At 71.5% G+C, this 17438-nt stretch carries 15 protein-coding genes and 1 pseudogene; 9 read left to right on the top strand and 7 right to left on the bottom strand.

Annotated elements, in window-relative coordinates:
* Positions 1-121 precede the first annotated feature (121 nt).
* From GUI43_RS22115 to GUI43_RS22090, 6 genes are all read left to right on the top strand, one after another.
* A complete protein-coding gene (locus tag GUI43_RS22115; RefSeq protein ID WP_211326745.1) occupies positions 122-1537 on the top strand; it encodes a helix-turn-helix transcriptional regulator in 1416 nt (471 codons plus the stop codon).
* Positions 1534-3486 carry a sensor histidine kinase gene (locus GUI43_RS22110; RefSeq protein WP_146765946.1) on the top strand — a complete coding sequence of 651 codons (1953 nt, stop codon included), beginning with the start codon at positions 1534-1536 and terminating at the stop codon, positions 3484-3486. The genes GUI43_RS22115 and GUI43_RS22110 overlap by 4 nt, the downstream gene beginning before the upstream one ends.
* Positions 3483-3932 carry a roadblock/LC7 domain-containing protein gene (locus GUI43_RS22105; protein WP_112588907.1) on the top strand — a complete coding sequence of 150 codons (450 nt, stop codon included), beginning with the start codon at positions 3483-3485 and terminating at the stop codon, positions 3930-3932. The genes GUI43_RS22110 and GUI43_RS22105 overlap by 4 nt, the downstream gene beginning before the upstream one ends.
* Positions 3910-4290 (top strand): DUF742 domain-containing protein, encoded by a 381-nt coding sequence (locus GUI43_RS22100; RefSeq protein WP_112699700.1) that lies wholly within the window; start codon positions 3910-3912, stop codon positions 4288-4290. Before GUI43_RS22105 ends, GUI43_RS22100 begins: the two co-directional genes overlap by 23 nt.
* 74 nt (positions 4291-4364) lie before the next feature.
* Positions 4365-5102, top strand: coding sequence for a cellulose binding domain-containing protein (locus GUI43_RS22095; RefSeq protein ID WP_146763221.1), 738 nt, complete (start codon positions 4365-4367; stop codon positions 5100-5102).
* Between the two features lie 101 nt (positions 5103-5203).
* Complete coding sequence (locus GUI43_RS22090) at positions 5204-7120, top strand: glycerophosphodiester phosphodiesterase (RefSeq protein ID WP_112699699.1); 1917 nt, start codon at positions 5204-5206, stop codon at positions 7118-7120.
* Positions 7121-7170: 50 nt separating this feature from the next.
* On the opposite strand, the gene GUI43_RS22085 is transcribed toward GUI43_RS22090, so the two are convergent.
* The 4 genes and pseudogenes from GUI43_RS22085 to GUI43_RS35170 form a co-directional block, all read right to left on the bottom strand.
* Positions 7171-7767 carry a hypothetical protein gene (locus GUI43_RS22085; RefSeq protein ID WP_146754529.1) on the bottom strand — a complete coding sequence of 199 codons (597 nt, stop codon included), beginning with the start codon at positions 7765-7767 and terminating at the stop codon, positions 7171-7173.
* A gap of 123 nt (positions 7768-7890) precedes the next feature.
* Complete coding sequence (locus tag GUI43_RS22080; RefSeq protein ID WP_112588897.1) at positions 7891-8439, bottom strand: SLATT domain-containing protein; 549 nt, start codon at positions 8437-8439, stop codon at positions 7891-7893.
* Position 8440: 1 nt separating this feature from the next.
* The gene (locus tag GUI43_RS22075) at positions 8441-9208 is read right to left on the bottom strand and encodes a glycerophosphodiester phosphodiesterase family protein (protein ID WP_170158773.1); all 768 of its coding nucleotides are present in this window, start codon (positions 9206-9208) and stop codon (positions 8441-8443) included.
* A 160-nt stretch (positions 9209-9368) separates the two neighbouring features.
* A pseudogene (locus GUI43_RS35170) lies at positions 9369-9519 on the bottom strand (GerMN domain-containing protein); the annotation flags it as partial.
* Positions 9520-9642: 123 nt separating this feature from the next.
* Between GUI43_RS35170 and GUI43_RS22070 the strand changes: the two are divergent.
* Positions 9643-10023, top strand: a complete 381-nt coding sequence (locus tag GUI43_RS22070) for a YccF domain-containing protein (RefSeq protein WP_181518574.1) — start codon at positions 9643-9645, stop codon at positions 10021-10023.
* Positions 10024-10176: 153 nt separating this feature from the next.
* Complete coding sequence (gene helR, locus GUI43_RS22065; RefSeq protein WP_249037818.1) at positions 10177-12312, top strand: RNA polymerase recycling motor ATPase HelR; 2136 nt, start codon at positions 10177-10179, stop codon at positions 12310-12312.
* A gap of 136 nt (positions 12313-12448) precedes the next feature.
* Here the strand turns inward: helR and GUI43_RS22060 are convergent, their stop codons facing one another.
* Positions 12449-14530, bottom strand: coding sequence for a PQQ-dependent sugar dehydrogenase (locus GUI43_RS22060; protein WP_112699698.1), 2082 nt, complete (start codon positions 14528-14530; stop codon positions 12449-12451).
* A 156-nt stretch (positions 14531-14686) separates the two neighbouring features.
* Positions 14687-15235 carry an RNA polymerase sigma factor gene (locus tag GUI43_RS22055; protein WP_112699697.1) on the bottom strand — a complete coding sequence of 183 codons (549 nt, stop codon included), beginning with the start codon at positions 15233-15235 and terminating at the stop codon, positions 14687-14689.
* 56 nt (positions 15236-15291) lie between these two features.
* Between GUI43_RS22055 and GUI43_RS22050 the strand changes: the two genes are divergently transcribed.
* Positions 15292-16656: a serine/threonine-protein kinase gene (locus GUI43_RS22050; RefSeq protein WP_112699696.1), complete on the top strand. Its 1365-nt coding sequence runs from the start codon at positions 15292-15294 to the stop codon at positions 16654-16656.
* Here the strand turns inward: GUI43_RS22050 and GUI43_RS22045 are convergent.
* Positions 16653-17357, bottom strand: a complete 705-nt coding sequence (locus tag GUI43_RS22045) for a hypothetical protein (protein WP_112603001.1) — start codon at positions 17355-17357, stop codon at positions 16653-16655. The two genes, GUI43_RS22050 and GUI43_RS22045, sit on opposite strands and share 4 nt — an antisense overlap.
* Between the last annotated feature and the right edge of the window lie 81 nt (positions 17358-17438).

The following is a 17438-nucleotide window of genomic DNA, read 5'->3' as shown; positions in this document are numbered from 1 at the left end:
GGCGCGAACCGCCTCGTAGTACGACCGCCCCAGGGCCACGATGAAGCCACGGGCGTAGAGGAAGCCGTCGTCCGACCGACTCCTGGCCACTGCCGCTCCCCCGGAGCGCTCCGAGGCGGCCGTGGTCGCCGCCACCGCCCTGGCCCACCGTGGTCACGTCGGTCGCAGCGTCGAGCTGTTCCGGTGGTCGGGCACCGCCTCGGCGGCGGCGTTCGCCATCGTCGGCGGGCTGGCCACCGGCGACCCGGCCGCCACCACCGAGGCACCGGCGGGCGACCCGGCGGGCGAACCCCCGACCCTGCACGCGAGCGCCGCCCGACTGATGGCCAACGGTGTACGGGAGAGCGTGACCGGCCCGCCGACCGCCGCGCTCTCCGCTCTCGTGCAGGCCGCCGCGCTGCTGGAACCGGACGGCCGGGCGGCGTTGCTGCCGGACAGCCCGGCGGCCCTCGCCGCGTTGACCGCGGTGCACTGCGGTGAGCTGGAGATCGCCGAGCGGGTGCTGCACCGCGCCCTGGCCGCCGGAGTCGGCGGCCCGCTGATGGCCCGCCGCCACCGGCTGTTGCAGGCCTGGATCCTGATGGTCCGTGGCGAGATCCACACCGCCGGCGAGCACCTCGCCACTGTGACGCTCGACGGGCGGCCACTGGAGTCACGCGACCAGCTATTCGCCGCCGCGATCCGGATGGGCATCGGCCGGCGCAACAGTGACCTCGGGGCGCTCAAGCGGGGTTGGGGGCAGGCGCTGGAGGCCGTGGTGCGGCACCCCGTCGACCTGTTCACACTGCTGCCGTTGGGTGAGCTGGCCATCGCGGGCGCGCGGCTGGGTGACCTGGCCCGGCTGGAGCCGTACCTGCACCAGGGGCGTGCGCTGCTCGACCGCCTCGGCAACCCACCACTGTGGAGTGTGCCGCTGCACTGGAGCGGGCTGCACGCCGCCATCCTGACCGGCGAGCCGACGATCGCCGACGAACACGTCGCGGCGTTGCTCGCCGCCGCTGGCCACAGCCGGTACGCGGCCGTTGTCGCCGCCGCCGCGGAGAGCTGGGTGGAGGTGCTCCGGGGGGTCGTCGACCCGACCCGGGTGGAGGCCGCCGCCCGAGGGTTGCACGACACCGGGTTGTGCTGGGACGGCGCCCGCCTCGCCGGGCAGGCCGCCATCCGCACCGCGGACCGACGGGCGATGACAACCCTGCTGGAGTGCGCCCGAGCGTTGCAGGGGCGGCCTTCCGGTGGGCAGAGCGGGCAGACACCGACGACCGGTGCGAGCACGGCACGGGTCGCCGGCCCCACCCAGCACGGTCTCAGCGACCGCGAGTACGAGGTCGCCGAGCTGGTGCTGGCCGGATTGACCTACCGGGAGATCGGCGATCGGCTCTTCATCTCGGCCAAGACCGTCGAACACCACGTGGCGCGGATGCGCAACCGGCTCAACTGCGCCAACCGCACCGAACTGCTGGCGCTGCTGCGCACCCTCGTGGCCGACCGGGCCAGCGACACCGCCGGGCAACCGTGGCCGCAGCGGGCGACCCGATGACCCGCAACGACGTTCGGCTGATCCGGACCAGGCTGGCCGTGCTGGCCGCCGTGCTGATCACGCTCTGGTCGTACGCGGCCTACGTGTCCAGCCAGGACGCGGTCGACCTGCTGCGCGTCCGGGCGCTGGCGGACACGCTGGGCCAGCCCATCGACCGCCTGATTCTGAGCCTGCAGACGGAACGCCGGATCACCGCCGAGACGATCGCCGGGGCGGGGCAGACGACCCCCGCGCTGGTCGGGGCCCGCGAAGGCACCGACCGGGCCGCCGCCGAGATCCGCGAGTTCACCAAGGGCCGCGACCTCCGGTTGCTCAGCGCCGGCACGGTCCGCGACCGGGCCGGCGAGCTGGTCCGGCGGCTCGACGGCCTGGGCACGACCCGAGCCCAGGTGGACACCGGCCGGCTCGACCAGGGCGCGGCAGTCGACGGGTACGACGAGGTCATCGACGTCGCCTTCCGGGTGTACGGCCCGGAGTGGGGCGCGTACGAGAGCGGGTTGGCGGCCGACACCCGCGCGGTGATCGCGCTGGCCCGTGCCCGGGAGTTGCTCGCCCGGGAAGACACAGTGGTCAGCGCGGCCCTGACCGGCGCACGGCTCGGCGCCGACGAGCGGCGCCGGCTGACCGCACTGGTCAGCATCCAGCGGTACGCGCGCACCGAGGCCGCGGCCGGGCTTCCGCAAGACGGCCAGGACGAGCATCAGCGCCTCGCGGCCGGCCCCGAGTTCGCGGCTCTGCTCGCCCTGGAGGACCGGCTGCTGCTCCAGTCGGGCACCGCCAACGCCCTGACCGGTCTCACCATCCAGGGCTGGCGGGCCGCGGCGGACGCCGCCCTCGGCGCGTTGCAGACACTGGTGACGGACACCGCCCGCAGCAGCGTCGAGCGGGCCACCCCCGGTGCCGCAGTGCTCATCGCGCGTACCGGAGCCGTCGTGGGGCTCGGCCTCATCGTCGTGCTCGTGCTCCTGCTGAGCTGGGCGGGCACCGTCCGACGCCTGACCGACGAGCTGACCACTACCGACGCCGACCTTCCGGCTCCGGTGCCGGACACGCCGGCCCCAGCCCAGGAACCGGCGACGCCTAGGGGTGACGCCGAGCGGGAGCTGTTCCTGGGGCTGACCCGACGCAACCAGGTCCTGCTGCGCGACCAGCTCACAGTGCTGGACGGGATGCAACGTCGGGAACGGTCCACCGAGGAGACCGGCGAACTGTTCCAACTCGACCACCTCACCACCCGGGTCCGACGCAACGTGGAGAAACTGATCACCCTGGCCGGCGCGACACCCGCCCGCCGCTGGCGACGCCCGGTGCCACTGCTCGACGTGGCGCGCGGCGCGGTCGCCGAGGTCCCGGACTACCACCGGGTCCTGATCGCGCCGCACTGGCCGTGGTCGCTCGCGGGGCCGGCCGTCACGGACGTCATCCACCTGCTGGCGGAGCTGATCGAGAACGCCCTGGCCTTCTCCGGGGCGGACACCACAGTCCGGGTCAGCGGCGAACAGCGACCGCAGGGGTGTGCCGTCCTCGTCGTCGACGACGGGCCCGGCCTGGACGCCGCCGCGCTGGCCGAGGCGAACGACCTGCTCGGCAATCCCCCGCCGGACGGCCCGCCCGCGGGCCTCGCCGGCTGGTACGCCGTCGCCGTACTGGCCGGCCGCTGCGGCGCCCACGTCTCGCTACACCCCAGCCGGCGCGGCGGCACGGCCGCCATCGTGCTCCTACCCTCCCGGCTGATCACGGTCACCGACACCGGCCGCGCACCGACAGACACACCACCCGACAGCCCGTACCCACCGGCCCGCACCGGCGCCGACCTGACCGACCCCAACGGCAACGGCGCGCTGCCGACGCGGGTCCGCCACCCCGGGCCGACCGGCCCGGAACACGGCAGGACCAGCCTCGACACGATTGAGTTGCCAGTCGCCAGAACAGCAAGGAGACAACAATGACGTCTGCAGTGGTCACCGAGGACGGCCTGACCGACGCCCTGAACGACCTGGTCGACCGGGTGCACGGTGCGGAGTTCGCCGTGGTGCTCTCACCGGACGGGCTGCCGCTCGGCGGCTCGCGGCGGGTGGGGGCGAAGCTGGCCGAGCAGATCTCCGGCGTGGTCGCCGGACTGATCGCGTTGGGGCTGGCCGCCACCCGGACCTGTGACGCGGGTCGGCTGCGCCAGGTCGTGGTGCAGATGTCGCGAGCGTTCCTGTTCATCGCCACCATCCCGAACGGGACCATCCTCACCGTGCGGATCGCCGGTGACGACGTCGAGGTCGGTGACATGGCGTACGAGGTGGCGCTCTTCGTGGGGCAGGCCGAGCAGCACCTGCCGATCACCCTGGGCCCGGCCTCCTCGGTGACGATCGGGGACACTGGTGCACACCAGCGGCGCCACTGACGAGGCGTGGTACGACGACGACGCGGGCCCGGTCGCCCGGCCCTACACGATGACCGGGGGGCGCACCGCGCCCGCACGCGGCCAGTTCGACCTGATCTCGCTGGTCGTCGCCCGGAGGGGGGTCACGCCTCCCACAACGCTCTTCCCTGAACAGGCGCGGATCGTCGAGCTGTGTCACCATCCAGTGTCGGTGGCCGAGGTGGGCGCCGAGTTGGATCTTCCGCTGGGGACGGTCCGGGTGCTGCTCGGTGACCTGCTCGCGGCCGGGCTGATCGAGACGCACGAACCGCCGATGCTGTCGGAGCTGCCGACCGAGGATCTGCTCGAGGCGATACTCGTCGGGCTACGCGGGTTGTGACCGGGCAGCTGACACCCGCGACCCGGGCGGATCGTGGGCGCGCACCTGGCGACGAACTGAAGGAGAGACTGGCAGTGCCGGCAACACCACCCCAGCCACGCCGTACCGTGGCGATCATCCTGCTGGATCGGGTCGTGGCCATCGTCACGGCCGCACGGCGGGTGCTCACCGGTCGGGAGGACGTCTCGCGGGCCACCTGGGTGGCCGTCGTCGCGGCGCTCGGGGTGCTGATCGCGACGGTCGTGTCCGTCGTCGGGGTGCTGCGTACGCCGGAGAAGCTGACGCCGGTGACCCTCGACCCGCCGCCGTCGGTCGAGCAGGTGGGCGCGTCGCCGTCCGGTACCCCCCGCGCGCAGGCGCGACCGGCGGTCACCAGCCCCGCGGTGCCCGCTCCACCGCCCGCCACGGCCTCCTCGACCCCACCGGCCGTCACGTCTTCGACCAGGCCCACGCCGACCGGCGCGACCACCGAGCCCACCCCGGCGGCCCTGGGCGCGGACTTCGCCATCACGGACAACGCCCTGCTCAGCTACGGCGCGACAGTGACGATCAGTAATCCGGGCTCTATCCCGGCCCCGGGGTGGACGTTGGTCGTCACCCTGCCCCGGGAGTCGCTGGGGATCAGCGGGGTCGAGGGGGCGCAGGCCAGCCGGGACGGTGCGGTGTGGACGTTCGTGCCGGACCCGAACACTCCTCAGGTGCCCGGCAGCGCCTCCGTCCGGGTGACGTTCCGGGTCAACGGATCGTTGACCGGTTCCGCCCCCAAGGCGTGCACGATCGACGGGGCCGCCTGCTCCGGCCTGCCGAACTGACCAGTCCGGGACGCCCCGATCGAGCGCGGTACACCCGGCGTTCCGGCGGCAGCCATGCTTGATTGATCATCAGTTCGGGCGCGCTTCGTACCGTCGCGACCATGACTGTCCTACCCGCATCACCGCCGCCTCGCCGCGCCGGGTCACGCCTCGGCGCCCTGGGTACCCGGGCCGCCGCCTCCGTCGCCGCTCTCGCCGTCACCGGCGCTGCCGTCGCGGTCGCCGTCGCGACCTCGTCGCCCGCCACCGCCGAGCCGGGCAGCGTCGTCGTCTCGGAGAACTTCTCGGCCGGGTCGCTGCCCGCCGGTTGGCACGCGGTCGACGGCACCTGGAGGGTCGAGAACGGCCGTCTGTACGGAACCTCCGCCAGCTCCAGCGAGAACAACAAGATCACCTTCGGTCGGCACCTGAACGACTTCCGCCTCGAGGCGACCATGCGCTTCGAGTCGGTCTCGGCCGCCACCCGCTGGGCCTCGCTCGGCATCGACGTCCCCGCCAGTGGCGCGACCCCCTGGTGGATCGCCACCATGCGCAGCGGCACCACGGCCGCCAACGGGCTCGAATTCGCCCAGCGGACCACTGCCAACGCCTGGGTCGTGACGAACACCGCCTCCGCCCCGTCCGCCGCCGGCACCGGCCGGGACGTGCGCGTCGCCGTCGAGGTGCACGGCAACCAGGCCCGCTGGATCTTCGACGGGCGGGAGGCGATGCGGACCAGCAGCCTCCAGCGTTCCGCCGACGGCGTCCAGGGGCTCTTCGTCAACGGCGCGACCGTGTCGTACGACGACGTCACCGTCACCGAGCTGGCCCCGAACGGCTACCTCCGCCCCGAGGGCAGCCCGTTCACCGTGATCGCCCACCGGGGCGCGTCCGCCGCCGCACCGGAGAACACCCTCGTCGCCCAGGAGATCGCCCGTAAGGGTGGCGCCGACTGGATCGAGAACGACGTCCAGCCGAGCAGGGACGGCATCCCGTTCATCCTGCACGACGGCACCGTCGACCGGACCACCGACGGCACCGGCAACATCCGGGACCTGACCGCCGCGCAGATCAAGGCCCTCGACGCCGGCTCCTGGTTCGGCCCGCAGTACGTCGGCGAGCGGGTGCCCACCCTCGCGGAGCAGCTCGCCGATCTGCGGACGCGGGGTGGCAACCTGCTCGTGGAGATCAAGGGCAGGCACACCCGCGACGAGGTCGCCACGATCATCCAGGTGATCCGGGACGAGCAGATGATGGGCCGGGTCTTCATCCAGAGTTTCGAGGTCGACGCCCTGAAGTACACCTACGAGCTCGCCCCCGAGCTACCGCTCGGCCTGCTCCGCAGCACCCTGGACGCCGACCCGGTGGCGATCGCGAAGGAGCTGCACCTGACCGCGTACAACCCGGACGGCAACGCGCTGTTGGCCAAGCCGGAGGTCGTCGCCCCGCTGCACGCCGCCGGGGTCGCCGTGATGGCCTGGACGATGGACTCCGCCGGCCTGTGGCAGCGGCTGGAGCGGATCGGCACCGACGCGATCATCACCAACCGCGCGGCGGAGCTGGTCGGCTGGAACTCGGCGTTCGTCCAGCGGGCCTCCGCCGACCCGACCGTGCAGATCACCTCGCCGGTCAACGGGGCTCGGCTGGACCGGGCGCAGTCCCCGGTGATCGCGGTCGCCGCGACCAACGCGGACACGGTCACCGTGACGCTGGACGGTAAGAGGTCGGCCGCCGGGCGCAAGCTCGACCTGGCCAGGCTGACCGCCGGCCGGCACACCATCACCACCGAGGCGACCGGGCCCGAGGGCACCGCCACCGCGACCAGCACCTTCACCGTGACGGTGAGCCAGGCCGGCCTCGGCTACCTGATCCTCACCTCGGGCGCGGACCCGGCCGCCGTCACCGCGATGACCACCAAGCTGGCCCACGCCCAGTACGCCGAGCTGGCCACCTACGCCGACCGGCAGGCCGGCAAGCTGGTGCCGGCGGAGTTCGCCAGCGTCATCGCCGGCGACGCCCGGACCCTCGCGCTGAAGTAGCGGTTCGAAGGGTGGCGCTGGTCCTGAGGGGCCGGCGCCACCCTGCGTCCTCAGTGGATGACCACGGGCGACTCGGCACGCTCGCCCTGCTGTCGCACCAGCGGCAACGCCGGGGCCAACGCCAGCGCCATGCACAGGCCGCCGATCGGAAGCAGATCGAGGGTGACCGCCGGCAGGACGATGCCGGCGAGGAGCAGCGGCACACTCCACAACGGCAGCCGCCGCCGGGCGGCGAGCATACCCGCGAGGACGAGCAGGCCGAGGAAGAAGAACTGGGGTACGACGTCGTAGAAGGCCACCTCCACGCCGGGGATGTCCTTGAATTCCGCGCCGAGCCTCGACATCTCCGCCCGGTCCTCGGCCAGCAGCCCCTCGACGATGTCCGCACCGAACTGCACCATCGTCGCGGCGAGGCCGACCAACGTGCCGGCCACCACCCCGGTACGCCACGGACTGCGGGGCAGCAGGCGGGACAGCGCGAGCACACCCGGGACGAAGCACACCATGCCGGCGAGAGCGACCAGGTGGGCGGCCTGCCAGTCGAGCCCGGGGCCGTACACCCCGTCGGACCTTGCCCACAGCCGGATCAGGCCGTAGGCCACGATGCCGACCGGTCCGGCGATCACGTAGAGCGCAGCGCGTTTCATGCCAGCCAGCATGTGGCCGCCGATCCCGGCCGACCTCCGGGAGGTTCCCTCGGGTCGCCCTGGCTTTCGTCTCAGGTCTTCCACCGAGCAACCCCGAGACCCGCCCGACCGCCACGCCAGCGGTCAGGGACGAAATGGCTTGCCGGTCAGCGCGGATTCCTCCGGAAACGCCAACGAGCTGAAGAACTTCTCCGTCTCGGCACTGCGGATGCCCTCGATCTTCGCCAACAGCACCTCTGTCGCCGCGTACGCGCGCTGCTCCCGCTCGGCCGGATCAGCGGTCGCCTCGGCGCGACCGAACGCGAGTCTCCACTGGTTGCTCGCCTCGATGAGGGCGAAATGGGTACGCCGCAGCAGTGCCCACATCTGATCCCACTGATAAAAGGTGCGGAGCGCGGTGGCCGTGGCGATGACCACGCCCGAGACCGCGATTACCAGGTTCTTACCCGGATAGCTGAAGCCGGCGAGCAGTGGCAGAGACGCACTGACGACGATGACCAGGATGCCGGTGAAACGAAAGAGCCGTCGGTGCCATTTCGCCCGCCAGTCGTAATGGTCCCTGAGCTTGTTGATGCTTTCTTCGGCCAACGCGCGGTAGACCTGCAACGGATCGCCGGGAGCGCCGTTCTGCGACTCGGCGAGCAACCCGCTCTGTCCTTGGTCAACAGACACGTCACGATGCTAGATGCTGGCCATGCGACGGTCTATAGCCCGAGAAAACGATGTTGTCGGAGTATTGACGGGCGAACATCTCCCGCTCCGGTGAAGCGACTGGCCAGGAAATCACCGGAACACCGCGACGACGCCACCACGCCGTCAGATTGGACGGAAATGCGTCCACCTCGTAGGCCAGAAAATCAGGCCGAGTGACCAGGTTGCTGACCATACTGCGACCCACCATCCGGGTCAGCGGCCCGGCGGTGCGCAGCAGGCCGCAGATGCGCCCCACCGGCACCCGGCGGTGCGGCGGGAGCTTTCGCACCGCGACCCGCAGCGCCGCCACGAGCAACGGGTCGAAGGATTCGACCGCGTACCGCCCCGGGTAGTCGGCGGTCTGTCGCAGCACCTCGTCGACCAGATCGAAGTTGAGGGCGAGCGTCGGCCGTTTCAGCTCGATCAGCAGGGGCACCCGTCCGGCGACCAGGTCCAGCACCTGCGACAGCGTGGGAACCCGCTGGTCGGTGCCCTGCAACCGGAGCCGTTGCCGATCGGCCGGTGTCAGCTCCGCGGTGGCGATCGCCGCACCGGTGAGCGCGGTCAAGTCGTAGTCGTGAACGACGACGAGTTCGCCCGAGCGGGTGAGCTGCACGTCCAGTTCGCAGGCGTAGCCTGCCTCGGCGGCCGCCTCGAACGCCGCCAGCGAGTTGGCGGGCCGATTGTCGCCGGTCAGCCCGCGGTGCGCGATCGGGATGTCGAGCAGCCAACGGTCGTCGGACGACACGCGATCCTCCTGAGCTTCCGGGGCCGGGTTACCGCACTCCGGAGCAGGCCGTGGAAGGGTTTTCGCGTACCTTACAGCGGACGGTCCCGCGGCGGCGGCGGGCAGCGTCGTCGATGTCGCGGTCCTCGTGCTCCCGGTGGTACGCGCGCTCAGCGGTCGCTGATGAGGGGGCGTAGTCGCCGCGGGTGAGCGGCCGGCTGGACAGGGAGCCGTCGGCCCGGGGCACGCCGAGAGCCGTGCCGTCGCGCAGGAAGGCCCACTGTGGAGACGTCCTCGCGGCTGGTGAGCGTGCAGACGATCTGCCCGGAGGCACGCCCTCGCCCAGTTGTCCGACGGTGGCGAGAGGGCCATCCCCGAGGGCCACGCGGTGGCCGTTCCCCGCTGAGGGAACGGGGCGAGCCGACCGGGTGGCGAGCATGTTTCATGCTGGAGTAGTGATTCGTTTCGTACTGAATGTGCTGTGGCTCGTCTTCGGCGGTGGCCTCGTGCTGGCGGTCGGCTACGGCATCGCCGCGCTGATCTGCTTCGTCCTGGTCATCACCATCCCGTTCGGCGTCGCGTCGCTGCGCCTCGCGGTCTACTCGCTGTGGCCCTTCGGCCGCACCCTGGTGCCCAAGCCGGGCGCGGGCGTCGGCTCCGGCCTGGCGAACATCCTCTGGGTGGTGCTGGCCGGATGGTGGCTGGCGCTCTCCCACATCCTCGCGGGCATCGCCCTCTGCGTCACGATCATCGGGATCCCGTTCGGCATCGCCAACTTCAAGCTCGTGCCGGCCGCGTTCTGGCCCCTCGGCCGCGACGTCGTCGACGTGCCCTGACACGGAAGACGGGAGACACTCGGTCTCCCGCCACTTCTAACTTATACCGCACTGGGGGGCTTGCGGCAAGACCCCGTTTATGACGCAGAATCATCGGCCGAGGCCAAATTCTGCCGAAATGGAAGTCATGAATTGGATTCCTTGCCTACCTCCGTGTTCGACCTTCCCGATCACCTCGCGCCCAAGGCCGACCCGGCGCTCATCGCCCACGACGAGCGGCACTTCGCGGCCATGGCGCAGGGCCTCGCGCAGCTGAGCGCCGAGCTGTCCGACCGTCTGGACACCGCGCGCCGGGCGCCCGGCGGCAAGGGCCGGCAGGCCGTCGACCGCGACGAGGAGGTCCGCCGGCTGACCGCCCGCCTGCGCTCGCTGAGCCGCTACGGACTGGACCTGTGCCTGGGCCACGTGGTCGAGGCGGACAACCCCGACCCGGTGTACGTCGGACGACGCGGTCTCACCGACAGCACGGGTCGGCGGCTGCTGCTCGACTGGCGCTCACCCGCGGCCGAGCCGTTCTTCGGCGCGACCCACGCCAACCCGATGGGCCTGGCGAGCCGTCGCCGCTACCGCTGGACCCGCGGCCGGATCAGCGACTACTGGGACGAGGTGTTCACCCCGGACGGGTTCGTGGGGCACGCCGTCGCGCTCGACGACCAGTCCGCGTTCATCGCCAGTCTGGGCAGCGCCCGGTCGGCCCGCATGCGTGACGTGCTCAGCACGATCCAGGCCGACCAGGACGCCATCATCCGGGCGGGGTCGGCCGGCGCCCTCGTGGTCGACGGCGGTCCGGGCACCGGTAAGACCGTCGTCGCGCTGCACCGCACCGCGTACCTGCTCTACTCCGACCCGCGTCTCGGGCAGCGCCGGGGTGGGGTGCTCTTCGTGGGGCCGCACCAGCCCTACCTGGCCTACGTCGCCGACGTTCTGCCCAGCCTCGGAGAGGAGGACGTGCAGACCTGCACCCTGCGCGACCTCGTCGGAGAGGGGGCCACCGCAGCCGTCGACACCGACCCGGAGGTCGCCCGGCTGAAGTCGTCGGCCGAGCTGATCCGGGCGATCGACGCGGCCGTCCGGTTCTACGAGGACCCACCGGTCGCCCCGATGACGGTCCCGGTGGGCGACTCCGACGTCCGCCTGAGCGCCGACGACTGGGCCGACGCGTTCCAGGCGCCGGGTCCGGGCACCCCGCACAACGAGGCGCGCGAGGAGATCTGGGAGGAGCTGCTGACCATCCTCATCGACCGGTACGACGGCGAGGAGCCGGACGACGTGCTCCGCGACTCGCTGCTGCGTAACCGGGAGCTGCGGGCGACGGTGAACCGCGCCTGGCCGTTGCTCGACGCGGCCGATCTCGTGGGTGACCTGTGGTCGGTGCCCGCGTACCTGCGCAGGTGCGCGCCCTGGCTCAGCCCAGAGGAGGTCCGCAAGCTGCAACGCGACGAGCCCCGGGCCTGGACCGTGTCCGATCTGCCGCTGCTCGACGCGGCGCGGCAGCGGCTCGGCGACGCGGAGAGGACGGGGCGCACCCGTCGGCGTGACCCGGCCGCCGCTGTCGAACGCGAGCACATGGCCCGGGTCGTCGACGAGCTGCTCGCGGCCGACACCTACGACGACGGCGAGGGTCTGCTGGCGATGCTGCGCCAACCCGACCTGCGCGACGTCCTGGTCGACGACTCCGCGCTGCCGGACGCCGACCCGGACCTGCTGGCCGGACCGTTCGCGCACATCGTCGTCGACGAGGCGCAGGAGCTGACCGACGCCCAGTGGCAGATGCTGCTGGCGCGCTGCCCGTCGCGCAGCTTCACCATCGTGGGAGACCGCGCTCAGGCCCGGCACGGGTTCACCGAGTCGTGGCAGGAACGCCTCAAGCGGGTCGGGCTCGACCATGTCAGTCTGGCTTCGTTGAGCATCAACTACCGGACGCCAGCGGAGGTCATGGTGGAGGCCGAACCGGTCATCCGGGCCGTGCTCCCCGACGCCAACGTGCCGACCTCCATCCGTGGCAACGGACTTCCCGTAGTCCACGGATCGGTCGCCGACCTGCTGTCGATCCTCGACACCTGGCTCGCCGCGCACGCCGAGGGGATCGCCTGCGTCATCGGCGACCCGACGTTCCCGCCCACGGCCCGGGTCCGGTCACTGAGCCCGGAGCAGGCCAAGGGGCTGGAGTTCGACCTGGTCGTCCTCGTCGACCCGGAAACGTTCGGCACCGGCATCTCGGGGGCGGTCGACCGCTACGTCGCGATGACCCGAGCCACCCAGCAACTCGTGCTCCTGACCAGCGGCTGAGGGCATGTCGCCCGACCGGGTTCGGGAGCACTCCGGGCCATGGGCACTCATCGGCGGTATACCGCTGAGGAATATTTATGCCTCAGCGGTATACCGCTCTCCAGCCACATCACCCCTACCGCACAGCGATCAGGGTCTAGTTGCCGAGCGTGACGTGCAGGATCCTCTCGTTGCTGTTGTTCGGGGTGCTGTCCTTGTCACCGACGTTGGTGGTGGTCAGCCACAGCCCGCCGTCGGGAGCCGGCTCCACCGTCCGCAACCGACCGTAGGTGCCACTGAAGTACGTCTGCACGTTCGTCAGGCTGCTGCCGCTGATCACCGCGCGGTACATCCGAGCGCCTCGGGCGCAGGCCACGTAGAGCGCGTCGCGCACGATCGTGATGCCGGAGCAGGACCCTTCGGCGGTCGGATAGGTGCGCGCCGGCGCGATGAACCCGGCCGTACCGCAGGCGCCACTGGTGCCCTCGCACGCCGGCCAGCCGTAGTTTCCACCCTTGGTGATCAGGTTGGTCTCGTCCATGACCGAGTTGCCGAACTCCTGCTCCCACAGCCGGCCCTGCGAGTCGAACGCCAGCCCCTGCGGGTTGCGGTGGCCGTAGCTCCACACGTAGTTGCCGAACGGGTTGTCCGAGGGGACGGTGCCGTCCGGGTTGAGTCGCAGGATCTTGCCTTCGAGGCTGGACCGGTCCTGGGCGTAGTTGCCGTTCTGGGCGTCGCCGGTGCTGGCGTACAGCTTGCCGTCCGGGCCGAACCGCAGGCGACCACCGTCGTGGTACTTGTTACGCCGGATGCCGCTGAGCAGAACCTGCTCGCTGGCGGTGTTGAGTCGCCCGTTCTCCAGCCTGATCCGGACGATGCGGTTGTCGCTCGGCGAGGTGTGCATGATGTACAGCCAGCGGTCGCTGGAGTAGCTGGCCGAGATGGCGAGCCCCAACAGGCCACCCTCACCGTCGGTGCTCTGCACGTTCGGCACCGTGCCCAGGTTGGTCTTGGCCCCGGTGGTCGGGTTGAGCTGGATGATGTCGTGCGCGTCGCGGCGGTTGTAGAGCACGCTGCCGTCCGGCAACGTCACCAGACCCCACGGGATGTCGGTGTCGGTGGTGACCTGCCGCACCCCGCACACCGGGTTGGCGCACGCCGCACCGGTGGTCACCGTCGCGGTGCCGCTGCGCGACGAAGCGTTGTCCTGCGCGTCCCGAGCCACCACGTAGTACTGGTAGGAGGTGTTCGCCGCCAGACCGCTGTCGGTGAACGTGGTCGCCGGCGGCGCGCCGGTGACAGTGCCCACCTTCGCGCCGGCCCGGTAGACGTCGTACGCGCGTACCCCGATGTTGTCGGTCGACGCGGTCCAGCGCAGCGTCACAGTGGTGCCCGACGCGGTGCCGGTGAGCTGTTGCGGCGCCGTCGGTGGCTGGCTGTCGGCCTGACAGGGCGGCGGAGTGATCGACACGGTGGTGCTGGCCTGCGACACGTTGCCGGCGGCGTCGCGGGCGTTGACGTACAGGCCCCAGGTCGCCCCGGGCACCACGGTCAGGTTGGTGGAGAGCGTCGTGCCGCTCACCGACGTCATCAGTTGGCCGTCGTGGTAGATGTCGTAGAAGGCCACCGCGACGTTGTCCGTCGAGGCGTTCCACGCGAACGTCACCGAGTTGCAGGTCAGGCCGCTGACCCGTGGGCTGCCGGGCGCCGTCGGCGGCTGGCTGTCGGCGCTGCCGAGAGACGTCGTCCACCGCTGGTTGGACTGGCCGTTGCAGGTCCAGAGACCGACGGTGGTGCTGTTGGCGGTGCCCGCACCGGTCACGTCCAGGCACAGCCCGGACTGGACCCCGACGATGGTCCCGGAGGTGGTGATCCGCCAGCGTTGGTTGGCGCCGCCGGTGCAGCCGTTGATCTGCACCGCGGCCGGGGCGGTGGTGTCCTGGCCGACGACGTCCAGGCACATCGTGTCGTCGTAGACCCGCAGCTCGCCACTTGAGGTGAGGGTCCACGCCTGGTTGGCCTGGCCATTGCAGTCGTAGATGTTGATGCCGGCACCGGCGGTCCGGACGTTGCCGACCACGTCCAGGCAACGACCGCTGGCCACACCGACGATCGTGGCTGGTGCCGCGGCGGCCGCCGGCACACCGACGGCCAGGCTCAGCAACGTCACCGCCGCCATCGCCGCCGGCAACAGCCGCCGTCGTGGGCGTAGTGGGCTTCTCCGCGCGGTGACTCGCATCCGTCCTCCAGGCTCAGGGCATCGACCGGCCGGACCAGACGACGAACCGCCCGACCACACCGAACGCACACATCGACCATCAAAGATGCGCTCGGCGTACATGTCAAACGATGTCCGTCGATCGGAGGCAAACCCACGGATCGGCGTACGGATCGCTCAACTACCCCGCAACGTCTCCCGGAGGTACCGACGGGCGTGATGGATCCGGGACTTCAGCGTGCCGATCGGGATGCCCAACTGCCCGGCGATCTCCTGATAGTCGAGCTGACACACGTCGCGGAGCACGAGGGCCGTCACCAGCTCCGGTCGGTGCGCCTCCAGCCGGTCCAGCGCGTCCAGCAGGTCGAGGCGCGATCCGGCGATGACGCTCGTCGTACGGGGGTCGGCCACCTCGACGGGCAGCAGCGCGCTGGGCCGCTCGGCCGATCGTCGCCGCAGTGACCGGTACGTCTGGCGGGCGCAGTTGGCGACCACGGTGTGCAACCAGGTGGAGAAGAGCGACCGCCCCTCGAACCGGTGGATGCGCCGGGCCACCTGCAACAACGCGTCCTGCGCCGCCTCCTCCGCGTCCTGCCGACAGGGCAGGAACCGCCCGCACTGCTCCAGCACCCGTGGACCGATCGCGGCCAGCAGCGCGTCGAGTGCGGCGCTGTCGCCGGCCGCCGCCCGCCTCGCCAGCTCCTCGGTGTCAGATTCCTTCGCCACCCGCGCTCCCCCGCTCGTGGGCGTCACCGGAGTCCCGGTGGCCGGATAATACGATCGTGTCCATCCCGCCGCAGGTTGGCCGGTACCGCATCGCACGCCCTGTCGGCGCCGGTGCGTTCGCCACCGTGTGGCTGGCGTACGACGACGAGCTGCACTCGCCGGTGGCCGTGAAGGTGCTCGCCGACAACTGGTCGCAGCGGGCCGACATCCGGGGGCGCTTCCGCCAGGAGGCCCGGTTCATGCGGCAGGTCGACTCCGATCATCTGGTCCGGGTGTTGGACATCGGTGAGCTGCCCGACGGCCGGCCGTACCTGGTGATGACGTACGCCGCTGGCGGCACGCTCGCCGACCGGCTGAGCGGCGGGCCGATGCCGGTGCGCTCGGCGCTGCGGATCGCCGCCGACATCGCCAGGGCGGTGGCGGTCCTGCACGACAACGGCGTGCTGCACCGCGACCTCAAACCCTCCAACGTGCTGTTCGACTCCACCCCGGCCGGTGACCGGGTGTTGGTCGCCGATCTGGGGCTGGCCAAGACGCTCGCGCACGCGTCCGGCTTCACAGTGGTCGCCGGCACGCCCGCCTACATGGCGCCCGAGCAGGGCGTCCCCGGCGGAGGGATCGACGTACGCGCCGACGTGTACGCGATCGGCGCGCTGACGCACCACATGTTGACCGGCTCGCCGCCCGGGCAGCCGGTGGCGGCGGCACCCTGCGCATCCGCCGCCGTCGAGCGCGCCGTCCGCCGGGCGATGCATCGCGATCCGGAGCGCCGCTGGCCCACCGCCGCCGCGTACGCCGGCGCGTTGGAGGGTCTGCTCGCCAGCCGGCAGCTGGCGGCCCGCCCGCCGCCGCGGCGCATCCGCCGGTTCCTCGCCGCCGTCGGCACCGTGACCGCGACGCTGGTCATGGCCGGATCCGCCACCGCCGCCACCGCGCCACTCGGCTGGGTCCGGGTGGGTGACACGACCGGCGCTGTCTCGGTGGCCGTTCCCGGCGGCTGGGCACGGCAACTGCGCGACGGCGGCTGGGACCCGATGGTGATCGGCCTCGCCGACGGGCGCCGCCCCGGCCTGCTCGTCGGAGCCGACCTCACCGAGTGGTCCGATGTCGACAGCGCGACACCGGGGGTCTTCGTGGGAGTGAGCCCCGGGCTGCGCGGAGCGGAGCAGCCGACGCTGCCCGATCACCGGGGGTGCACACCCGTCGCCGGCCGGGCGGTCACCGTCGCCGCGTTCAGTGGGACCGTCCGGCACTGGGCGCGATGCGGTGGCGCGCAGACGTCGTTCAGCGAGGTCACCCTGGTCGCGGCGGCCGGCACCTTCGGCGTGTACGTCCAGGTCAAGCAGACCGACGGCGTCGACCGCACCGACGAGATCCTCGGCACGCTGCGGGTGGACAGCTCGATGGTCGAACAACGCTAGTACCGTTCCCAGTTGCCGGCGAAGTCGACCATGCGCCACCGACGCGTCTCGGTACCACCGTCGAGCTTGCGGACGGTGGCCTGCACGGTCTCGCCCACGACTCGGTATGAGACGAACGTCATGACCCGGTCGCCGGACGGGCTGGAATTGTCACCCAGGATGATCGGCCGTGCGTACCGCTCCCTGCCGTCGTACGAGAGCTGGATCGGCACGAGGGCCTGCCGCCGTGCCGCGTCGGGGTTGCCCAGTTCGACGAGGACGAGCGCGTCCTCCGTCGACGGCGCGTTCGCCGGCTCCTCGCCGATGAATTCGGCATACACCGGCCGTGCGCCGTTCGGCAGGATCCGGCACGGGATGTCGAGGCCGTTGGACCCGTTGCGGAACACCACGGAGTCGTCGGACTCACCGCAGAACTTCAAACCGCGGATGACCGCGTTGGGCCAGTTGGTCCGCCTGATCTCGCTCACCGGAGCGGCCGGTCGGGAGGTGCGGGTGCTCGGGGCGCCCGGGGTGGCGCTGCGGGTGGCCGGAGTACTCGGGCCGGCGCTGCCGGTCGCCGGAGCGCTCGACGCCGACGGGCTCGCGCTGGCGGACGGAGAGCCGGCGGGCCCGGCGTCGCCGCCGACCCGTTTCACCGGTGACGTGCAACCGGCGACGAACGTAAGGGTGAGCATCGCACCGACGAGCAGGTTGCCGCGCATGGGTGGTCCTTCCTCCGCGGGGTCTGTCACAGGGTTTGATGCACCGGTACGGGCGGTGGTTCACGCGACCGGGGCGGCACC

Origin of the sequence: Micromonospora noduli (genome assembly GCF_003264365.1) — a bacterium.
GTDB lineage: Bacteria > Actinomycetota > Actinomycetes > Mycobacteriales > Micromonosporaceae > Micromonospora > Micromonospora noduli.
This window is presented reverse-complemented; position numbering and strand designations above follow the sequence as displayed.

Excerpts from the sequence above, each read along its gene's own strand:
- GUI43_RS22110 (WP_146765946.1), top strand. The coding sequence starts at position 1,534 with ATGACCCGCAACGACGTTCGGCTGATCCGGACCAGGCTGGCCGTGCTG.
- GUI43_RS22105 (WP_112588907.1), top strand. The coding sequence starts at position 3,483 with ATGACGTCTGCAGTGGTCACCGAGGACGGCCTGACCGACGCCCTGAAC.
- GUI43_RS22090 (WP_112699699.1), top strand. The coding sequence starts at position 5,204 with ATGACTGTCCTACCCGCATCACCGCCGCCTCGCCGCGCCGGGTCACGC.
- GUI43_RS22085 (WP_146754529.1), bottom strand. The coding sequence starts at position 7,767 with ATGAAACGCGCTGCGCTCTACGTGATCGCCGGACCGGTCGGCATCGTG.
- GUI43_RS22060 (WP_112699698.1), bottom strand. The coding sequence starts at position 14,530 with ATGCGAGTCACCGCGCGGAGAAGCCCACTACGCCCACGACGGCGGCTG.
- GUI43_RS22045 (WP_112603001.1), bottom strand. The coding sequence starts at position 17,357 with ATGCGCGGCAACCTGCTCGTCGGTGCGATGCTCACCCTTACGTTCGTC.